Annotated in this window: 13 protein-coding genes; 4 read left to right on the forward strand and 9 right to left on the reverse strand. The window is 46.2% G+C overall.

The genetic code is table 11. The annotated features are described in order from the left end of the window. Nucleotides 1-1428, reverse strand: a complete 1428-nt coding sequence (locus SCIP_RS07385) for a CCA tRNA nucleotidyltransferase (protein WP_040590734.1) — start codon at nucleotides 1426-1428, stop codon at nucleotides 1-3. Nucleotides 1429-1624: 196 nt separating this feature from the next. Between SCIP_RS07385 and SCIP_RS08440 the strand changes: the two genes are divergently transcribed. The 4 genes from SCIP_RS08440 to trxB all read left to right on the forward strand — a co-directional run bounded on the left by SCIP_RS08440 (nucleotide 1625) and on the right by trxB (nucleotide 10696). Further along, nucleotides 1625-2578: an NUDIX hydrolase gene (locus SCIP_RS08440; protein WP_006292413.1), complete on the forward strand. Its 954-nt coding sequence runs from the start codon at nucleotides 1625-1627 to the stop codon at nucleotides 2576-2578. After that, entirely contained in the window at nucleotides 2559-4916 is a 2358-nt protein-coding gene (locus SCIP_RS07395) for a DUF6049 family protein (RefSeq protein WP_006292414.1), read from the forward strand. Before SCIP_RS08440 ends, SCIP_RS07395 begins: the two co-directional genes overlap by 20 nt. Nucleotides 4917-4974: 58 nt before the next feature. Beyond that, nucleotides 4975-9342: a murein biosynthesis integral membrane protein MurJ gene (locus SCIP_RS07400; protein WP_006292415.1), complete on the forward strand. Its 4368-nt coding sequence runs from the start codon at nucleotides 4975-4977 to the stop codon at nucleotides 9340-9342. Nucleotides 9343-9691: 349 nt separating this feature from the next. Continuing rightward, nucleotides 9692-10696, forward strand: coding sequence for a thioredoxin-disulfide reductase (gene trxB, locus SCIP_RS07405; protein ID WP_006292416.1), 1005 nt, complete (start codon nucleotides 9692-9694; stop codon nucleotides 10694-10696). Nucleotides 10697-11294: 598 nt separating this feature from the next. On the opposite strand, the gene SCIP_RS08535 is transcribed toward trxB, so the two are convergent. From SCIP_RS08535 to rpmH, 8 genes are all read right to left on the reverse strand, one after another. After that, nucleotides 11295-12593 carry a ParB/RepB/Spo0J family partition protein gene (locus SCIP_RS08535; RefSeq protein WP_407695028.1) on the reverse strand — a complete coding sequence of 433 codons (1299 nt, stop codon included), beginning with the start codon at nucleotides 12591-12593 and terminating at the stop codon, nucleotides 11295-11297. Between the two features lie 848 nt (nucleotides 12594-13441). Continuing rightward, a complete protein-coding gene (locus tag SCIP_RS07415) occupies nucleotides 13442-14470 on the reverse strand; it encodes a ParA family protein (RefSeq protein WP_040590351.1) in 1029 nt (342 codons plus the stop codon). An 847-nt stretch (nucleotides 14471-15317) separates the two neighbouring features. Then, a complete protein-coding gene (locus SCIP_RS07420; protein WP_006292419.1) occupies nucleotides 15318-16082 on the reverse strand; it encodes a 16S rRNA (guanine(527)-N(7))-methyltransferase RsmG in 765 nt (254 codons plus the stop codon). After that, complete coding sequence (locus SCIP_RS07425) at nucleotides 16079-16765, reverse strand: Jag family protein (protein ID WP_006292420.1); 687 nt, start codon at nucleotides 16763-16765, stop codon at nucleotides 16079-16081. The genes SCIP_RS07420 and SCIP_RS07425 overlap by 4 nt, the downstream gene beginning before the upstream one ends. 87 nt (nucleotides 16766-16852) lie before the next feature. Then, complete coding sequence (yidC, locus tag SCIP_RS07430; protein WP_006292423.1) at nucleotides 16853-17845, reverse strand: membrane protein insertase YidC; 993 nt, start codon at nucleotides 17843-17845, stop codon at nucleotides 16853-16855. A gap of 63 nt (nucleotides 17846-17908) precedes the next feature. Further along, on the reverse strand, nucleotides 17909-18313 hold the full coding sequence (gene yidD / locus SCIP_RS07890; protein WP_006292424.1) for a membrane protein insertion efficiency factor YidD: 405 nt from the start codon (nucleotides 18311-18313) through the stop codon (nucleotides 17909-17911). Then, complete coding sequence (gene rnpA / locus SCIP_RS07435; RefSeq protein WP_006292425.1) at nucleotides 18310-18711, reverse strand: ribonuclease P protein component; 402 nt, start codon at nucleotides 18709-18711, stop codon at nucleotides 18310-18312. The genes yidD and rnpA overlap by 4 nt, the downstream gene beginning before the upstream one ends. Before the next feature lie 166 nt (nucleotides 18712-18877). Next, nucleotides 18878-19012, reverse strand: coding sequence for a 50S ribosomal protein L34 (gene rpmH, locus SCIP_RS07895; RefSeq protein WP_081442778.1), 135 nt, complete (start codon nucleotides 19010-19012; stop codon nucleotides 18878-18880). Nucleotides 19013-19466: the final 454 nt, after the last annotated feature.

Consider the following 19466-nt stretch of genomic DNA (forward strand, 5'->3'; position numbering starts at 1 on the left):
TTACTTGCCTTGGCTTCGCCACCATTTTTGCAGCTCAGCTACTGCCTCATCCTGATCAACAGGACCATTATCCAAACGGAAATCAAGCATATGCTTATAAGCATGGCCTACCTGGGGGCCAGGGGCAAGACCCAAAATTTTCATGATCTGGTCTCCATTTAAATCGGGACGGATGGCCTCAAAATCTTCCTTTTTCTTCAACTCGTTAACCCGGCTTTCCAGCTCATCCATTGCCTGCTCAAACATCAAAGATTTCTGCCGGTTTTGTGTAGTGGCGTCAGCCCGGGTCAAACGGTTCAGGCGATGGTACAGATGCCCTGAATCCTTGACATAGCGCCGGACCGCGGCATCAGACCAGGGTTCATCCACATACCCGTGGAAGCGCAAGTGGAGCTCCACCAGAGAAGATACATCTTCCACCACATGCTTATCAAAACGCAGGCTTGTCAACCTTTTCCTGGTCATTTTAGCCCCCACAAGATCATGGTGGTAAAAACTGACTTTTCCACCGGGTTCAAATCGCCGGGTTCGGGGTTTGCCAATGTCATGCATGAGGGCAGCCAGTCTTAGAACTAAATCAGGGGCAGGAACTGGGCCGTCAGGGGAAGTTTCCAGTGCAATGGCCCTCTCCAGCACCTTCATAGTGTGATCAAAAACATCTTTGTGGTGATGGTTGGGGTCACGATCCATGTGAAGCGCCGGAAGCTCAGGGACGACATAATCAGCTAGCCCAGATTCGACCAGACTTTCCAGCCCTTTCCTGGGATGCTGGCTGAGAAGGAGCTTGGTCAGCTCATCCCTGACCCGCTCTGCTGAGACAATCTGAATCCTGTCGACCATAGAAGACAAGGCTTCAGCCGTATCCAGAGCTATCCTAAAGTCCAGTTGGGCAACAAACCTAACTGCTCTCATCATCCGCAGGGGATCGTCACTGAAAGACTGCTCAGCAGCTACCGGAGTCCGCAGCAGTCGTTTACTTAAGTCATCCATCCCTCCAAAGGGATCAACAAAGTCCAGGCTGGGAAGACGAACAGCCATGGAATTAATGGTAAAATCCCGTCGGGAAAGATCTCCCTGAAGGCTGCTCCCATAATCAACCTGAGGTTTACGGGAATTTGGTTGGTAAGCATCAGTCCTGTATGTAGTGATTTCTATGGAAACCTCTTCTCCCTGAGGAAGACGCTTCATAGTACCCAGAGTGCCAAATTTGCGGCCCATGTCCCAAAAGCCGTCTCCCCAGGCCTTCAGCAGAGGCTCAAACTGGTCAGGAGTGGCAGAAGTGCAAAAATCCAAATCATGAGCAGAACGGCCGAGAATCATATCCCTGACCGGCCCTCCAACCAAGGCAAGTTCGTATCCGTGCTCAGCAAAAATGTGGCCCAGCTCAACAGCTACTGGAGGAACCAAAGACTTATCCCATTGAACCATAGTTGTCCCGTTGCCCTGGTGCACTCCGTACCTCCGAGTTTCCGTCTTGTCTGCGTTTCCGTCTTGTCTGCTTATCTGCTGGTTATCTCCTGATGGTCCGGCAGATTCTCTGAATATTAAGCAAAAAATATGCGCTATGTAAGAATTCTACCGTCCCGTTACCCCATTCGCACAAATTACACGTACACTAGAAAGTATGACAGTTACTCCGGGAGATATTGCCCGCATGCTTAAGCGCGCGGGTCAGGGCTCGAAGTCTGCCCAAAATCAGCACCATAAGCAGGAGAACAAAAAGAACCAGACCTCTTATCATCTGTCTTATCAGGAAGAGATTGAGCTCTCCTATGAAGAAGCCTTTAATTCTCGTATTGAAACCGCCGATAGTATGAATTCCTCGGAAGATGGAGAACCTGTCTACAGTTCTCAAACCCCGCATTCATCGGTAGAAATACACCCTCATGGCGATTATGGTGTCCACGATGGGAATCCCCAAGCGATTCTGACCACTATGTATGAAGAACTTCTGAAGGAGGAAGCCGACACCAGTTTGACTGATTCTGACAGTGATCAATCAGATTCAGCTTACAGCGAGCAAGATTCCCTCGCTGATTCTGACAGTACATCACCGGCAGCAACTCCGGCGGTTATGGCACGAAAACGTCAGGGGTCAGGAACTTTTCCTTCGCTTGACTCCCGCAGCCTGCCTATTGTTCGGGAATATTCTGCTGGGGGACTGGTTTTTGATGACCGTAACCGAGTTGCTATTATTGTTCGCCATTCCCGGTCTGGGCACATTGAATGGTGTATCCCCAAGGGGCACATTGAAAAAGGCGAAACGCCTGATCAGACCGCTGTCAGGGAAGTCCATGAAGAGACCGGAATTATGGGGAAAGTTGTTGACTCAATTGCCACCATTGATTATTGGTTTACCGGGACAACCCAGCGAGTCCATAAGCTTGTACATCATTATGTTTTGAAACAGATTGGCGGTCATTTGACTGTTGAAGGAGATCCGGATCATGAGGCTGAAGATGCTATATGGGTGGATTTCAATGATTTGCAGGAGGTTTTGAGCTATCCGAACGAACGCAGGATTGCCTGGCTGTATGCACGAAAGAATAAGAAGGCTCATGAGGCTGACCACACATAATCATCGCATCGCTGCCAACCGTTTCTTCCCCAGTAGCCTTATCTGTCTGCTTGTCATCTGTTTTTTCTTTTTTGCAGGCCTGCCGGGTGTATCTACCATCTGGGCTGCCCCCTCAGCAAGCAGTAGCCAGACCAACAATCAGGAAAATTCTCCGGTTTCTTTGAAGCTGATTTCGTCTACTTCCCTGCTGAAAGCAGGAGGCGGCTACCAGCTCACTGCTACAGTTACCAACACCAGCTCTGTTGATATAGGCGAAGGACGACTGTCAGTTTATACCAACAGTCGCTACTCCTTTCCCAACAGCGATTCTCTCCAGCAATGGGCCCAGGGGGCTTCCCGAATCCCAACCCCTCAACTCCTGGGATCTGTTATAGTTCCTGCCCTGAAAGCGGGAGAATCAACCACAGTATCGGTGAGCGCTGATCCTTCTTCCCCGATTTTGCAATATATGCGGGCTTGGGGGGCCAAACCGGTAGATATCCGCTATACAGCTCAAAAAACAGACCATACTGACTTCATCCGTCAAGATCTGTATACTTTCTTGACAAGAACAAATACAGATACACCTGCTAAAAATTTGCCCAAAATTAAAATGGTTTTTGCCCTGCCTGAACTGGCGGGAGCAGACACGGGAGCAAATAGAGAAAGCAAAAAGGCAAACAAAGACTTTATACACAATCTTCTCCAGGGAAACAGCCCCCTGGCAGTCAAAAATTTATCCCGGTCTTCTGTAAACAAATCTGTTTCGACCGATAAGCTCAACCGCCTTTTATATGCGGCTTCTGTGACGAAAAAATTCTCTTTTGTGCAAGCTCTGATAGATCCTTCTCTGTCTGAAGCTTCTTCCAGCAAGAAATCCCCCCGGGTTAATCTTCAGACCGCCGGGCTCCTGCAACCCTATGGACTCAATGTCAGCCTTCTTTCTGAAACTGGTCTTTCTCAATGGAAAAAATCAGGACTAAAGGAACAGTCTTGGAATGCACACCAAGCAAGACAACTAGCTGACAGCAGCAGAAATCCTCTTCTGTCTCCCGCAGCCTCTCTCCCCCTGATTGCCTGGCAGGGGTCTCACTCAACCTGGACTTCCGCCGGATTGGCCCGGGTTAAAGGACAAGGATACGAAGCAGTTGTTGCTGACCGCGGCTTTACTGATAGCAGGGACTCTGCTGTTCATACTGGAAAACTGACTGTTCCTACAACAAATGGGAATATCACCGTTTTAACCGCCCAAGAGCAGCTGAGCAAGCTGGCTAGCGGGTCTGCTACCTCCTCAACTGCCCTTGCTGAAACCTCATCTGCTGGCCGCATCAATCGTTTTATTGCCCAGAGCGCCTTTTACGAAACTGAGGCCCCTTACGAAGAAAGAATTTTGCTGGTTGCTTTGAAAGATAAGCAGACTCAGGCTTCCCATGCAGCCACTGCAGCCCTCCTGACAAGAGTACTTCGCTGTCCCTGGATTGAACAAATCAATCTTCAGACCCTGCTCAAGGCAAACAGCCACTATAGTCTGCAGGAAGCAGCAGCAATGGCCCAGGCCAACAGGATGGGCAAGGCCGACCAGGCAGCACTCCGATCATATCAAGAAGCTGCAGCAGAACTTGCTTCCGCTCGCAAAAGGCTAACCTTTTTCACCTCAACTGTCCTTGTACCGTCAACCAAAGGCGGCAACAGCACAGCTTCCAACGCCCAAGGCCTGTCCCAGGGGAAGGCTCAAAGTAATTCCCTGGCAACTAGCCATGGCTACACCCTAGAAAACTCCTCCGTCTGGTCCTCAGCTTTAGAAACTGTTTTCGATTCTTACGCCCAGAGAACCCTTTCATTAGGTGGCATAGATAAAGGATATTCCTCTGCTGCCCAATACTTAGTCAGCAGTCTTTACCAAACCATCCAGCTTGCTCCTCCCGGAAGTGTCAACACCGTGTCCAACAAAGCAAGCCTCCCCCTGACTATCAATAATTCCCTTCCTTTTGCGGTAAAAATTGGAATTTGTGGGCAGGTGCAGCAAGCACTTGCCGTGAATACAGGGATTTCCATTGAACCCTTGAAAAGCCTCATAATCCACGCTCATGATGATCAACAGGCTACCTTAGTTATCAGTGCCGAAGGCGGCCGCACCGCCAAAGCCACCATTTACCTGACCAATGCTGAGGGCGCTCCCCTCGGAAATAAAGTAACTACTACCATCACCGGGACCATATCAGTCAACGATGTAACCGGTTACGCCCTGATTGGACTGGCTTTAGTTCTGGCGGTTCTGGGGCTGTACAGACAAGTAAGAAGAATGATCAGATCGGCCAACAGGTCAGGAAAAGACCCTCAGCAGTCAGAAAACCACTGAAAAATAGACGAAATACGCTAAACTATGAAAGAGCAGCGAGCAAGGCTAAGGACAGACCATGAGTTCACAAGAATCATCCGTTGGGCGTAATTCCCTGATTATGGCATCAGGCACCTTTTTTTCTCGCCTGACCGGCCAATTCAGGACCATCCTCCTGGCGGCAGCCGTGGGGACCACGGGTATTGCCGCCAATGCTTACCAAACCGGCACCATGATTCCCCAGGTTCTCTTTACCATCCTGTCCGGTGGGGTTTTCAACGCTGTCCTTGTCCCTCAAATCGTCCGTGCCCTCAAACAGACTGATGCTCACGAACGCCTGGATAAGCTTATAACCCTGTCAATCGTTCTCCTCCTTGGCGTTACCCTTCTTATGTCGGCCGCCACCCATCTGATTACTACCCTTTACCTGAATTCCAATTGGAATCCCAGTCAGCATGCCCTGGTCGATGCTTTCACTCTCTGGTGTATGCCGCAAATCTTCTTCTACGGCCTCTACACTATCCTGGGGCAAATCCTGGCAGCTCAGGAGCGATTTGCCGCCTATGCGTGGAGCTCGGTTGGGGCCAATATCATTTCCTGCGTCGGTTTTCTTGGTTTTATTTTGCTTTTTGGGAATGCCTCCCGGCGGCCAATGAGCTGGTGGACTCAGGATAAAATCTTCCTGACAGCTGGTATGTGGACTCTAGGGATCGCTTTTCAGGCCCTGATCCTTTTTGTCCCCCTGATCCAGACAGGTTATCGTTATCATTTCCGTAAAGGGATTCACGGCATTGGCCTGCGATCTATGGGAAGTGTTGCTATCTGGAGCCTAAGTATTGTCCTTATCAATCAGTTGATAGGAATTTTAACCACTCGTGTGACCAACGGAGCCCCCATTCAGGGGCATGACCTTTATGGGATTGCTGGAAACGCCTCTTACCAGAATGCATTTACCCTCTACATGCTCCCCTATTCTCTGATCGCTGTCTCCATTGCCACAGCTATCTTTCCCCGCCTGTCTCTTTTTGTGGCAGAAAAACGTGTTGCCGACGCAAAAGATACTTTAAGCCAATCTCTGCGCCGCAGCGGAATTATTATGCTTTTTTTCACTGCTGTTTTTGTGGCTATTCCTGTTCCCATCATCAAGGCGCTCCTCCCCTCTGTTCCCCTGTCTGAAATCAATCTCATCTGTCCACTCCTCATAACCCTGGGCTGCAATCTTTGGGCAGTGTCTACCTTTCTTTTCCTGCAAAGGACTTTTTATGCATTTGAAAATGGAAAATATCCTTTCATCTTTGTAGTGGTACAAAATATTATTCAAGTTGTGATCGTTGCCCTGGTTCGCTTTATGGCACCTCCTCAGTACTGGACCTGGGGAGTGTCCCTTTCTGTAACGATCAGCTACACAGTCAGTATTCCCCTTCTCTTTATTTTGTGTCAGAAGAAGCTTTTCCATGGATCTATAGATACTAAAAAAATTATCCTTTCTCTGTTGAAGTCGATTCTGGCAGCTGCGGCCGCTGCCCTTGTCAGCCATTTCCTCTACGAACTACTGATCCGGGGTCTGCACATTCAGCTGACCGGACCACATGGGCATATATCCTGGCTGGCATCCCTGCTAATTTGCCTTCTAGTTGGTATTGTTGCCCTGGTTATTTATACTTCTGTTTTAATCCTGCTCAAAACATCTGATATAGTGCCGATTGGCATTCTTCTCCTCGACCGTTTGGGATTAAGCGCCACTTCTTGGGGAAGAAAACTAAAGATCAGTCTGCAAAAAGAAGCAGCTTCTGGCAAAGCTGGCTCAAGTGCCTCGCCTGGCTCAAGTGCCTTAGCCTCCGTGCCTGCATCCTCCGCTGAATCTGCCATCGATCAAATCCCCCGGTTCGTTCAGTCAGGTACCGGATCTCTTTCTAAACTTGTTCCTGATTCTCCTCCCTACCCTTCTTCTCCATCATCAAACGGATCTCCTTCGTTGCATCCGGTGACCCCTGTTCCTACAATGGACAAGAGACCATTTACCAACGGGAGCAGTAAAAACAGAACAACCATGAATATTCGAACCGGAGATATTATCCTCAATCGTTATGAGCTGCAGAATGCACTTAATGAAGGCGACGGGATTGCCACATTCATGGCTAATGACATAACAACTTCCCGTCAATGTCAGTTGTTTGTAGTAACTGATCGCAGTCTTTTCGATGATGTTAATGCAATCTCTTCTGTCCTGACAAGAGAGAAACTCCCCTACTGCGAGCGCATTTACCAGTCTTTCCGTGATGACGGAGCCTATATTATTGCTACTGAACCTGATTCAGGCGTCAGTCTGGCAGAATATACCCGTGTTGATGCAGGTGATTCTCAGACTGGAAACCCAGTTGATAGCCAAAGTTCAGCTGATTCTGTTTCTCAGATCTCCGCCACCTCCTACCACGGAGAAGTCACTCATTCTTCCAGCCATACCTTGAGTATTAAGGCTACACGCAGCCTGATTGGAGAGCTCATTTCCATGAGCCGGCATCTAAAAACTCAGGGAATTATGCATCATGCTCTCAGCCCTCAGACTGTACGACTGACGACCAGCAAACTGCTTTTAGCTGATACCGTTGTTTCCGCTGCACTTCGTCCCTTCGGCCAGGAAAATTCTGCAAACGCCAATCCACTGGCTGGTGATTATGAGGCTATGGCCGTCAGACAAATTTCAGCGATTCTCTTCCAACTCATTACCGGCAGGGTCTTCCAGGCGGATAAAAAAAATTCTCTGTCAGATCTGACTTCTGCTGATGCTGGCAGGGTTGAATTCGCCGGCCTCCTTCAGCAAAATATCAGCATACCTCCTGAATTCGTTTTAATCTGCCAGCGAGGCTTGGGACTAGTTGATAATACCGGGTCTGCTCCTATGCCTCTTTTAACCTTGCTGGAAATGTCCGCCCTTCTGGGAGACTACACTCCGTGGAACAACCTGTCTTTCTCCGAAGTGGAAGGGCCTTTCCCCGATTCTTCTCCGTCCATATCACAGGTCCAGCTTCAAAAAATTACCTCCCCGGAAGAAGCCACCGCTGGAATGTTCGACCTTCCTGCCCGCCTCTTTACTCGTCCTTCTGCCGCTTCTTCTCAATTACACCGCCAGGCTCGAGTCATTCAGTCAACCCCCTGGGATCGGGAGCAGCTTTTCCAGAAGGATCAGGAAGTTAGGTTACGGCCCCAGGGTGATGATCTTTTCGGAGCTTTTGATGATTCTGACTCCTCGGCTGCCTCTCCCCTGACTGGCCACACTCCTCATGCTGCTCCTGCAGCTTACCCGGAAGAAGTCAACAGCAGCACGCGAGCAATCCAGGTCAATCCTGCAGATAAGGCCGAAAATATAGCTTCTTCTCAGTCTCCTCTTACAACTTCAGACAGGCTTTCCCGGGTTGCCCAGGATGCGATTCCCAGTATCATTCCGCCGGTTCAATCCCCTAATTTCAATCACACACCCTCTTCTCCTGTATTCTCTGATGGTTCACCTTCTGCCCGGATCGCTTCGAACCGCCCTGGCATAAGGTCTGCAGAGTCCAGCCGTCCTTCACCATCCCAAGCAAGTTCAGCACGATCGTCTCGTTCTATATCCAGCAGGCAGCAGGCGTCTGCGTCTGATTCTTCCCTTTCCCAAGCCTTTAGTTACCAAGGCTCTGGCAATACCGATGCTCAGACCGACACAGAACGTGAGCGATCCTATAAGGCACAGCAGAAACGGATCAACAAAGAAAAGCATAATTCTCTTGTCCGCAGGCGGACCCTTGCTGTTGTCCTTGTTGGTGTTCTGCTTATTGTTGCTTTGGTCATTTCAGCTTCTTCCCTGGGATTGTTTAATCTCAGATCTCCTATAGGATCTTCAGGCAGCAGCAACCCCTGGCCCAGCCTGCAGCCTAACCAGGGTGTCAACGGAGAAAGTGCCTCTACCTCTTCAAGTTCCCCCAAGAAGGAATCGCACAAGCCTAGTCCCACAAATAGCCAGAAACCCAAGTCTTCTACGCCCAGCAGCCAGAGCTCTGCCCCCATGCAAAAGGCAACCACTTACCCGGCAACTAAAACTGCAGGGTCAGTGCCAGCGCCTCATGTTCCTAAAAATACCAGTCCGATTCGTATTACTGGGCGAACCTTCCTTAATAAGCCCAACGGTCAGAACGGTTATGGACTTGCATTGACCTTTGCATCTCCTGTGACCATTTCCCGTCTGCAGATTCAAATGTATTCTCAGGGAGGGAACGCCTTTATTTACGCCGATTCCGACGCCACAAATCCTGTAAACAGTTATCCCCTGGCACAGTTCTCCTTCGATAGCTCTCATACAACTAACGTGACTCTGAGCCGGCCAATTTCCACTGATCGAATCGTTATCTGGGTGCCTTCCGGATCTATGCCTGACAGCGGGAGTCTGCATTTTGGAATTATCACCGTGTACTAAATCTTCGACCAGACAGTCCGATCAGATAGTTCAATCAGATTGCTAAACCAGATTACTCGATCAGACAGGTGCGAATTCCAAGACTTTATTTGCGAAATTCGCCAGCAGCATCGCGTCATGCCAGGCCAGGCCATCGTTTGTATATAATTATACAATTATTTTGTAATAATATGTATATGCCCGAAGCTAAACCGGAATTTATTTTCACCCATCTTGTTCACCATAAAAGAATGAATAGAAAGACCAGTTGAAACCAAACAAGTGACAGATAAAAAGAAACTACAACGGTTAATGACGGTTAATTTGTCCTGCCGGTTCAGATCAACTAGCTTAGGAATTGAGGATACCTATGGAAAACTTCGAAAATCTTATTTCTCTGAATCATAAGACTTCCAAGGCCTCTCCTACGCGGGGAGAAACTGAAACCCACCTTTATGATGCTGTCGTTATAGGCTCTGGTCCTGCAGGCTATACAGCTGCACTCTATTTAGGTCGTGCCGGATATGCTCCCCTCCTCATTGCTGGTGCCTTAACTCCGGGTGGACAGCTCGTCAATACCACTGAGGTTGAGAATTTTCCCGGATTCCCAGAGGGAATACTAGGTCCTGATCTTATGGAAAATATGCGTAAGCAAGCAGAGAAATTTGGAACTATCCTTGTTTATGATGATGTCACCGAAACTGACTTATCAGGCACCATTAAAACTTTAACTACTGATTCTGGTACGGTCTATCGAACTCGTACCGTAATTATTGCAACAGGTTCCAGCTACAGAAAATTGGGAATACCTGGCGAAGAACAGTATTCAGGTCGAGGAGTCTCCTACTGTGCTACCTGTGACGGATTCTTCTTCAAAGACAAACCAATTGTTGTTGTTGGAGGTGGTGACACAGCTTTGACTGACGCCCTTTTCCTATCTCGTTTTGGTTCTTCCGTCACCCTTATCCATCGCCGTGATACTTTTAGGGGATCGCAAATCCTTGTTGAGAGGGCACAGAAGAACCCTCGTATCACATTTGTTTTAAATTCAACTGTGTCTGAAGTCAAGGGAGATGGCACCGCGGCTCAGTCTGTTATTGTTCATAACACACAATCAGGTAAGGACACAGAATTGGCTGCAAAGGGGGTCTTTATTGCCATTGGCTACACCCCGCAAACAAAATTCCTGGATAACAATCTGTCTTTGGATGATGACGGTTATATCCTTGTTGATGGCGAAACAACTAAAACTAGCATACCCGGCGTCTTCGCAGCAGGCGATGCCGCAGATCGCATATACAGACAGGCAATTTCTGCTGCTGGTATGGGTTGCCGAGCAGCTCTTGATGCCCAGTCATACCTGGAAAACCTGTAGAATCAGGGAAAAGTAATCCCCATAGTATCTGATAAATAGAAAAAGAAAATAGAAAATAGAAAACTGCTCTACACTTTTTGTTTTACACTTCCCGTTCAACGGTTTTCGTTTGCCCTCTACTGTTGTGCTGTTTGCTGTTTGTTCCTTGCTGTTTACTCCATATCAACCGCCCCCCCTATCAAAACTCCCCCTTACTGGTAATCTCTCTATCATTTCCTTCTATCGTGGTCCTTCCATCAATGATCCATCTATTGGCGATCCCGCCATCGCAAATCCCGCCGCCATCGCTTCTTTTAGTATTCTCATCATTAATTTGATCGCTCCCCTTCGCCCTTTATTACCTAGATTATCCAGAGTTTTCTTATTTCTTGAGTTTTCTTATCCCTTCCAAGGTGTTTTGACCAAATCAGACCTACCTTTATTCATTTATATCTCGGCTTATTTACACTAAAATACCAAGCAAAATAAAACAAAGTTAGGTAAAGTGTGAAGGCATACTCATGTAAGATACGCCCGCAAAGCATGCTTGCAAGGTATGCCTGCGCGTTTGATCGTGTTTATATAGCTCTATAGATAAGTGGGTTTCTGCACACAGACTCTAGAACCAGCCATCGGAGACCGACTGACCTGATGAAGACGAACGGGTATCCTCTTTCTGAGCACTCCCCTGCTCTGACGATTTTCCTTCCGACGCATCGTATCTTTCCAGTGCACCATGTTGAATAATAGACATAATTCTATGCAAATCGTCTACAGAAGCGAAGGTAATTTCAATTCTTCCCTTTTTAGGCGTACCTTTAATTTTGACTTTAGTTTCGAAATAGTTCGCCAATTCATCAATTTCAGGAGCATCTGCCCATGCATTATCAGCACGCTGACGCTTCTGGCTTTTCTTTTTCCCTGCCTGGAGAGCGATAATTTCTTCAGTTGTTCTTACAGACAGCTCCTCTGCCACGATTCGATTGGCCAATGATTCCATTAACTCACCAGAAGGCAGAGCAAGAAGTGCTCTTGCATGCCCAGCTGACAGAACGCCTGAGGCGACTTTTTTCTGTACTGAAGCAGGTAACTGCAACAATCTCAAAGTATTGGAGATCTGTGGCCTCGATTTAGAGATAGACTGGGATAACTGCTCTTGGGTCAGCCCAAAATCCTCCATCATCTGCTGATAAGCTGCAGCCTCTTCCAGCGGATTTAAAGCAACTCGGTGAAGATTTTCCAGAAGGGCATCACGAAGCATACTGTTATCTGAAGTTGTTCTTACAATGGCAGGAATGGTCTTCAGACCTGCTAATTTACTGGCGCGCAGGCGCCTCTCCCCCATAATTAATTCATATTCCGTGGGGAAATCATCATCTCTATCGCGCTTTCTTACCACAACTGGTTGTAAAACGCCAACTTGCTTGATAGATTCAGCCAATTCAGCCAATTCATCATCATCAAAAATGGTCCTTGGCTGCTTCTCATTTGGTGATATCTGCTCAATTGACAGTTCTGCTAGATACCCACCAGCGACGGGTAAAAGATCATCATTCGATTCTTTCGAGCTGTCTGCATTCTCACTCTCATCGCCGACTTCTTCTATTGGAGCATTACCTATTTTGCCAGCAGTCATTCTCCCGCTATAGTCTGTTTTTTTGCTATTACCCCTTTTCTTCCTGTTCTTCCTGTCGGCTGTTTCCTTGCTATCAGTTTTTGCTTTATCACCAGGAACTTTCTCTATTTCATAATTTTCGTTTTCTAGCCTGCTTTCTTTTGTTTTTTTATCATTGGTTTCAGTAGGATTTGTTTCGATACTACTGGTTCTCATCTCTTGCTCTGCCAATGTTTCACGTGAAACATTGATTGCTGAACTCTTAGTTTTTCCCGTTATATCAACGGTTTCGACAGATTGTATTGATGGATTTTTGGGTTTTCCTTTAACTGCCTTTGCTACACTTTCAGATAAAGCTTCATGTGTCGATTCATCATGATTTGGCGCATCAACCAACCCTTTACCATCTGTACTATCATTACCGCTATTAGCTTCCGGCTCAGAGTCGGCAGATGCCTTCTCATTGATCTTCACAGCGAATGCAGAAGCAAGCTCTCCTTCACCATGAACCTTTTCTTCATCAGACTTAATCGTATCATTCGTATAATCTTCGTCGGCATTGAGAGAGGTATCAGACAGAACATCATTTTTAGGGTGATTTTGTTGCTTATCGTTATTCTGAGCATTCGACTGTGCGGATTGGTTACGATCAGTAGCAGGCATCTCACTGGCGGGCATCAGTTTACCAGAATTACTTAGTTTATTATCAACTCGATCCTGTTCTGTAGAATTATTCTGCTTAGCTGTATATTTCTGGTCGTCCCGATCAGTCGAGTCTATAGTGCCTTCCACTTGTGCCGAGTATTCATCATTCTGCTCATCACCAAGATACTGTCCCAAACCTGCTGTGCTAGGTTCAAAAAATAAATTACTTGGATGTATTGAATCTGCAAGTGGTGGGATATAATAGTGCGAATTTCGGTTCTTTTTTCCCTTGAGACCACCGTCTTTACCAGATTCGTGATTATCAGTACTGAATGTTTCACGTGAAACATTCTCTGTCTGAGGCGTATTTTTTGTTCTTTGCCTTGGACTACCTTTACGTTTATTCGAAGCTAGATCCTGTTTTTCGAATCCTTCTTCCTCATCTAATTTAGGAAGATCAGGGAAGAGCGCTCCAATGCCTTTTCCTAACCGCGACTTCCTTGCCATTATTCGATTCCTTTCTGATCCAACATTTCTAATACATTACGAGACCGCTTATTAATTTCAAGTGCAGCTTCACGATAAGCAATCGCTCCATTACCTCTTTTATCATATGTAATTACACTTTGATTGAAACTTGGAGCTTCAGATATCCTCACGGAGCGGGGGATAGTAGTATTAAGAACAATATCTTTATAATGTTCTTTTATTTGGTCATAAACTTCTTTACTTAATAGTGTACGTTTATCAAACATGGTAACCAACATACTGGAAATAATAAGGCCTTTATTCAGGGACCTCTGAACCAGCTGTATGGTATGTAAAAGCTGCCCAAGTCCTTCAAGCGCATAGTATTCTGCCTGTATTGGAATCAAAACTTCATGGGCTGCGCACAATGCATTTAGAACCAATAGACCCAGGCTGGGAGCACAATCAATAATGACATAGTCATATGGTTTGTCGCATGAATTGAGATATTTTTTCAATTGAATTTTAAGAAGATCTGTCCTATTCTCCATATCGACAATCTCAAGTTCAGCCCCGCTAAGATCAATGCTTGAAGGGATAACATCCAGTTTTTTTAGATCCGGACATTTCTGTACCGCTTCAGACATATCAGCCTGGCCTTCGATCACATCGTAGACTGTAATGTCATCGGAGCCATGCGAAACACCCAATGCAGTCGATGCATTACCTTGTGGATCCATATCAATAACGAGTATCCGCAAACCTGCTTCAGCAAAAGCTGCAGCAAGATTAACCGCAGACGTTGTTTTCCCAACCCCGCCTTTTTGATTAGAGACCGCAATAATTCTTGTCTTCTTAGGATGTCTGAATTTTGCCTTATTTATCTTTTCCAGACGCTCTTTTTCACCAACAAGTTCACTTCCAAATCCACTAGAGGAGTTGCCAAAAATGCGTTTAAGTACATCTTGAGCAGACTCAAAAACTGGCTCAGGTTGCTCAGGAGAAGCATTATCAGACACATTCGAAGAAGAATCTTCTGGTAATGTTTCACGTGAAACATTCGACATGGTACCCCCTTAGTTGTTCTCTACTATTGTTCTATGTTTCATCGACACATGCAAGTCGACCATTGATTATGTGGATAACTGGAACAAGAGTTCTGCACAACTCTCGGCGTGTCATTATGTAGCATTCTTTTATTTATCATCATTCATTATGGCTAAACAAACTAAACAGGGAATGGACGGATAGAGAACAAGCACAGTAATATAAATTGTTAATAGGGGAAACTGCTCATAGGAGAAACTATTTACAAGGAAAATCTGCAAAACAATAAAATGATGCCAAGATAAAAACAATTTAAATGTACCATTAAAATAAATCTATTAAAGAAGGTCTATTAAAAATAGAGTAGGGGAGTGGCAAATAGAGAATGGTGAATAGGGAATAGGGAATAAAGAGTAGAAAATGATGAATCAAGGATAGGAAGTAGGGGGATAAGAGATAAGGGATAAGAGATAAGGAACGGCGAATAAAGAATAGGCAAGGAGAGAGTACAGACAAGTAATAACAAGTAACGAATAATATGATAAGTAATAAGTAAGGTAAAGAATCGACGGGCGAGGAGGAAAGGAGAGGGAATGAATACAGTGAATAAAGCATAAGTGAGGAGGGATAGGATAAACAGAGTAGAGCAAGCAGAGTAAGAACCAGGGGGAGTGGGATAAGCAATGAGAAGTAAGCAATGAAGCGAAAGACCACCGGCAGAGGAAAGCTCTCAAATTATTCACAGAAAATATCCAGGAAATACTATGTTTTGCAAGTTTATGTATTGCAAATCGCTAATTTTATATACACAATACACACAAAGCCAAAAATGCCACTATGCATTACGGAAAATTATGCAGTGGAAAATCAACGAACCTGAACAATTACTACATGAGTGGGTTCCAGCTGGGGAGCTACAGGGGCCTGACACACGCGAGTAGAAACAGCACCATTTTTCTTGAGTTCTTTCCGTGCTTTTTCCAATTCAGCAGCGGCAGACTTCCCCTTCAGGGCAATCAATCTCCCAGATTTCTTAAGCAAAGGTAGGGTCATACCAGCTAACTTAGTCATAGGCGCCACAGCCCGGCAGGTAACAATATCATATCCATTGAAATGCTCTGACTGAGCTTGACGAGACCCGGGCTTCCGCCCTCTGCGGCCAGCATTGGCACGGCTAGAGTCAACATGTCCCCCGCTGGTACGGGAAAATTCCTTTTTTTTCGATATAAGTTCCTCAGTCCTAGCCCTGACAACCGTAGCATTAGTCAGCTGAAGCATATCAACCATTTCAGCCAGCCACTCACACCGACGCTCCATGGGCTCTATCAGATCAAAAGAAACCGCCGGGAAGCAGGCTGCCAACACGATCCCTGGAAATCCGCCCCCAGTACCAACGTCACCAATAGTTACTTGGCGATCGGTTTCCGGGTCAGGAAGCATTTCCTTAATAAAAGGCACAAGCGCAGCAGAATTCAGAATATGCCGTTCCCATATAATATCACCATCTCTGGGGCCAATAAGTCCACGAATCAGACCTTCATCTTCCAGTTTTTTGTGGAAAAGTTCCATCTTCCCAGCAGCGTCCCCAAAAACTTCTGAAATAATCGGGGAGTGGTCTAGTTGATCTGTCACTCGGCTTCCGATTCCTTATCGTATTCATCATCGTAGGAATCAGCATCCTCGAGGTCTTCTGTAGAATCAAACGTATCTGTAAAATCCTCATCCTTGACAAAACCATCGTCGCCCTCATCAGGCAAGCCTTCATTAGCATTAGCCGGATTTTCATCAACCAGATCGGGATCAGCCAGATCTTCATCATCATTGCTGGCCTTCAGATAGACCGTCACGTATCGTTTAGGTTCAACTCCGTGAGAGCGGGATTTAAGTCCTTCTGCCCGAACAATATCGTGTACAATTTTGCGCTCAAAAGAGTTCATATATCGCAAAGAGACAGGATCTCCTGACTCCCGCACCTCATCTACTGCATCCAGGGCAACGTCCTCTAAATGCTTGCGGCGGCGGGCCAGATAACCATCAACATCCACAATCAACCGGGATCGTTCGCCCGTTCTCTCCTGAACAGCTAAGCGGGAAAGGAGCTGAAGCGCGTTCACTACTTCACCATGATGCCCTATTAGGTTCTTGATGTCTTTGTCATCATCAGCCACAATTTCCACCGTCGGATGCCCATTGTGAACAGAGAGCTCTATATCGCCCTCATAATCAATGATGTCCAGCAGACCTTCGAGATAATCAGCCGCAATATCAGCCTCATCGTTAAGCTGATCAATGGTCTTTTCCTCGTCGTCTACCATAAAAACTCCTTTATACCGTCAGACTCAGTACTATATGATTCTGATTTTCACTTATACAAACTTTTCGGTACACTCCATCATACTCGCTTATTTCTTCCTTTTTTTGCGAGTCGGCTGTTTGCGCTGATGACCTTCCTTAGCCAGACGCTCTTCCTGAGCTTTTGCCTTTTGCAGCTCTTCCTCTTCAATAGAAATTTCTCCAGCACGCTTACGGCGAGCTTGTTCTCGCTTATAGTCACGCTTTTCTTTGGCTTCAGCAGCAGGAGAATCAGGAGTAGGCATGTTGTAAACCTGCCAGAAAGTCTGTCCTAGAGTCCACATGTTGTTAGTCAGCCAGTAAACCAGAACAGCGAAGGGGAAGGTGATACCAGAAAAGATATACATAATGGGGAAGATGAATGACATTGCCATCTGCGTCCGGTAGGAATTACCCTGCATAGATGTGCGGGGCATGTTTCTGCGAACATTGTGCCACTGGGAATAGAACATCGTCAGACACATGAGGGCGACGAAAATTCCTATGGTGATTTTTCCGCCAGTATCTTCAGAATTAAACATGGAAGCCAGAGTAATGTTAAAAACCTTAGCATTCGCAAACTCTGTAGATACTTCCTTGTTGAAAGCTCCCAGGGGTCCCCTTTGACCGTTAGCAATATAGGTCACAGCAGACAGGGTATAGAACATAGCCATAAATACAGGGCTTTGAAGCAAAGCAGGTAGACAGGATCCAGCTGGATTGGCGTGATTTTCCTGATACAGCTTCATGGTTTCCCGGCTCATAGCTTCCCGGCTGGCCTGATCATTCTTACCTTTGTATTTTCTTTGAATTTTCTGCAACTGAGGTTGCATAGCCTGCATATTTCGCATGGAAACCATTTGCTTAATAAACAAAGGAAGGATGAGCAAACGAACAAGAACCACCAGAAGCATAACCGAAATAACCCAGGCTACGCCCTGACCGCCAATTACACCGATAGCTGTTAATATATCGTGGAAAAACTTAATCACATAAGTTAGTGCGATTTCCAGTGGTCTTAAAATAGTATAAAACCAGCCAAAAAATCCTCGATCCAGTACCATACTTCCCCTTAACGGTTACTCGGTTGTGCTGTATACTCTTGTGAACGGTAGTCGTCGTATTTTCTATTCGTCGATATTGGTATCACGTTCGTGCTCGATTATACATGAACGCCTGGCGTTTATCACATCTTTCTGCGCCTTGTCAATCCAGTCTTCAGGAACTAGTCTTTCTTCTTCATGAGCAGAAGACCAGGAAAAGCGATAAAAAACTGAAAATTTATGAGGAACATCATCAATTCCTCCGTCACTCCAGGGTCTGCAGCGAAGAAGGCGAAGAAGCGCAAGTAGGCCGCCTTTAATAGCACCGAACCGTTGAACTGCAACTACTGCATAGGTGGAACACGTTGGATAGAATTTGCATGATGGGGGTTTAAGAGGTGAAATTCGGGTCCTGTAAAAAACGAGACCTTGTAAGACTCTTTTTTGAAGCCAGGTTGGCTTCTTCGGATTCTCATGAAAGTTCGTCATGACAACTGTGATTCCGCGGATAACGTGTGGTTTATATCAAGAAAGAGTTTTTCAACCTGTTTATCTAACTGATTGAAGGTGACGTGGGCTGCTGATGGCTTTGCCCTCATAACACAGTCAAGGGAAAGAAAGCGACACAAATCTACCGAATCTGCCGAATCGTCTGAGGCAAGCGGAATCTTCAAAAGATTTTCATGACGACGGGCTAAAACTCTGAAACGGCGTTTAACCTTATTACGGTCAACAGCATGACCGACAGCCTTAGAAACAGCTAAACCCAACCGAAGACGGCCCGTCTGTCCGCTAATTTTGTAGTGAACGACTAAATCCTTGCTAACCGCTTTTTTTCGGGTTTTCAATACAGCCAGAAAATCATCATGCTTTTTCAGTCTATCCATGACCACCTCAATGAATTACTGCCAGCATTGCTGCCAGCGCTGCTGTATTCTGTAAAAGCTGCTGTATTCTGTAAAAAATTAAGCGCCACACAAGCGGCGCTTCAATCATCAATTTCTATTTTTGGGGGAGAGTGTCTGCTGCAGCAGCACATACCCCATGCCTATATTAGGCAGCCAGGGTCCTGCGGCCCTTAGCACGACGACGGTTGATGAGTGCACGACCTGAACGTGTACGCATGCGCTGCCGGAAGCCGTGCTTCATGTGACGGCGACGATTGTTGGGCTGAAAAGTCCTCTTCATAATAAACGCTCCCGTTATTGTTTCCGTGCCCTTGCACGGTGCCATGAGTCAATCTCTACTAAAATACTATTACCGCTCTACATCACCATGGGTGGATGACAATCAGAACCCTTATTTTATATCATAAACTCCTGCCAAATGAAGTTTTCCCCACACTTATTGGCACTAATTCAGACTCATAAAAGATATGAAAAAGAAGATTTTTCACAATTCATCCTTAAATTACAATTATGTAATTTATGCACAAAATTCCTGTGAATATGTGGAAAAATAACGATTCCCTGGCAGCGGTTATCCACAAATTACAGGGATGTTATTCACAATCAGCCATTTACAACACGCCTGATTGTGGATAACCTCGATAGGTGACGTTATAAATGTTCAGTACTAGCAGACCACATAAAACTGGACGGATTCTTCATGTGGGATGCAGCGACCACAAAGGATGCAGACC

The sequence above is a fragment of the Scardovia inopinata JCM 12537 genome, from assembly GCF_001042695.1.
Taxonomy (GTDB): Bacteria; Actinomycetota; Actinomycetes; order Actinomycetales; family Bifidobacteriaceae; genus Scardovia; species Scardovia inopinata.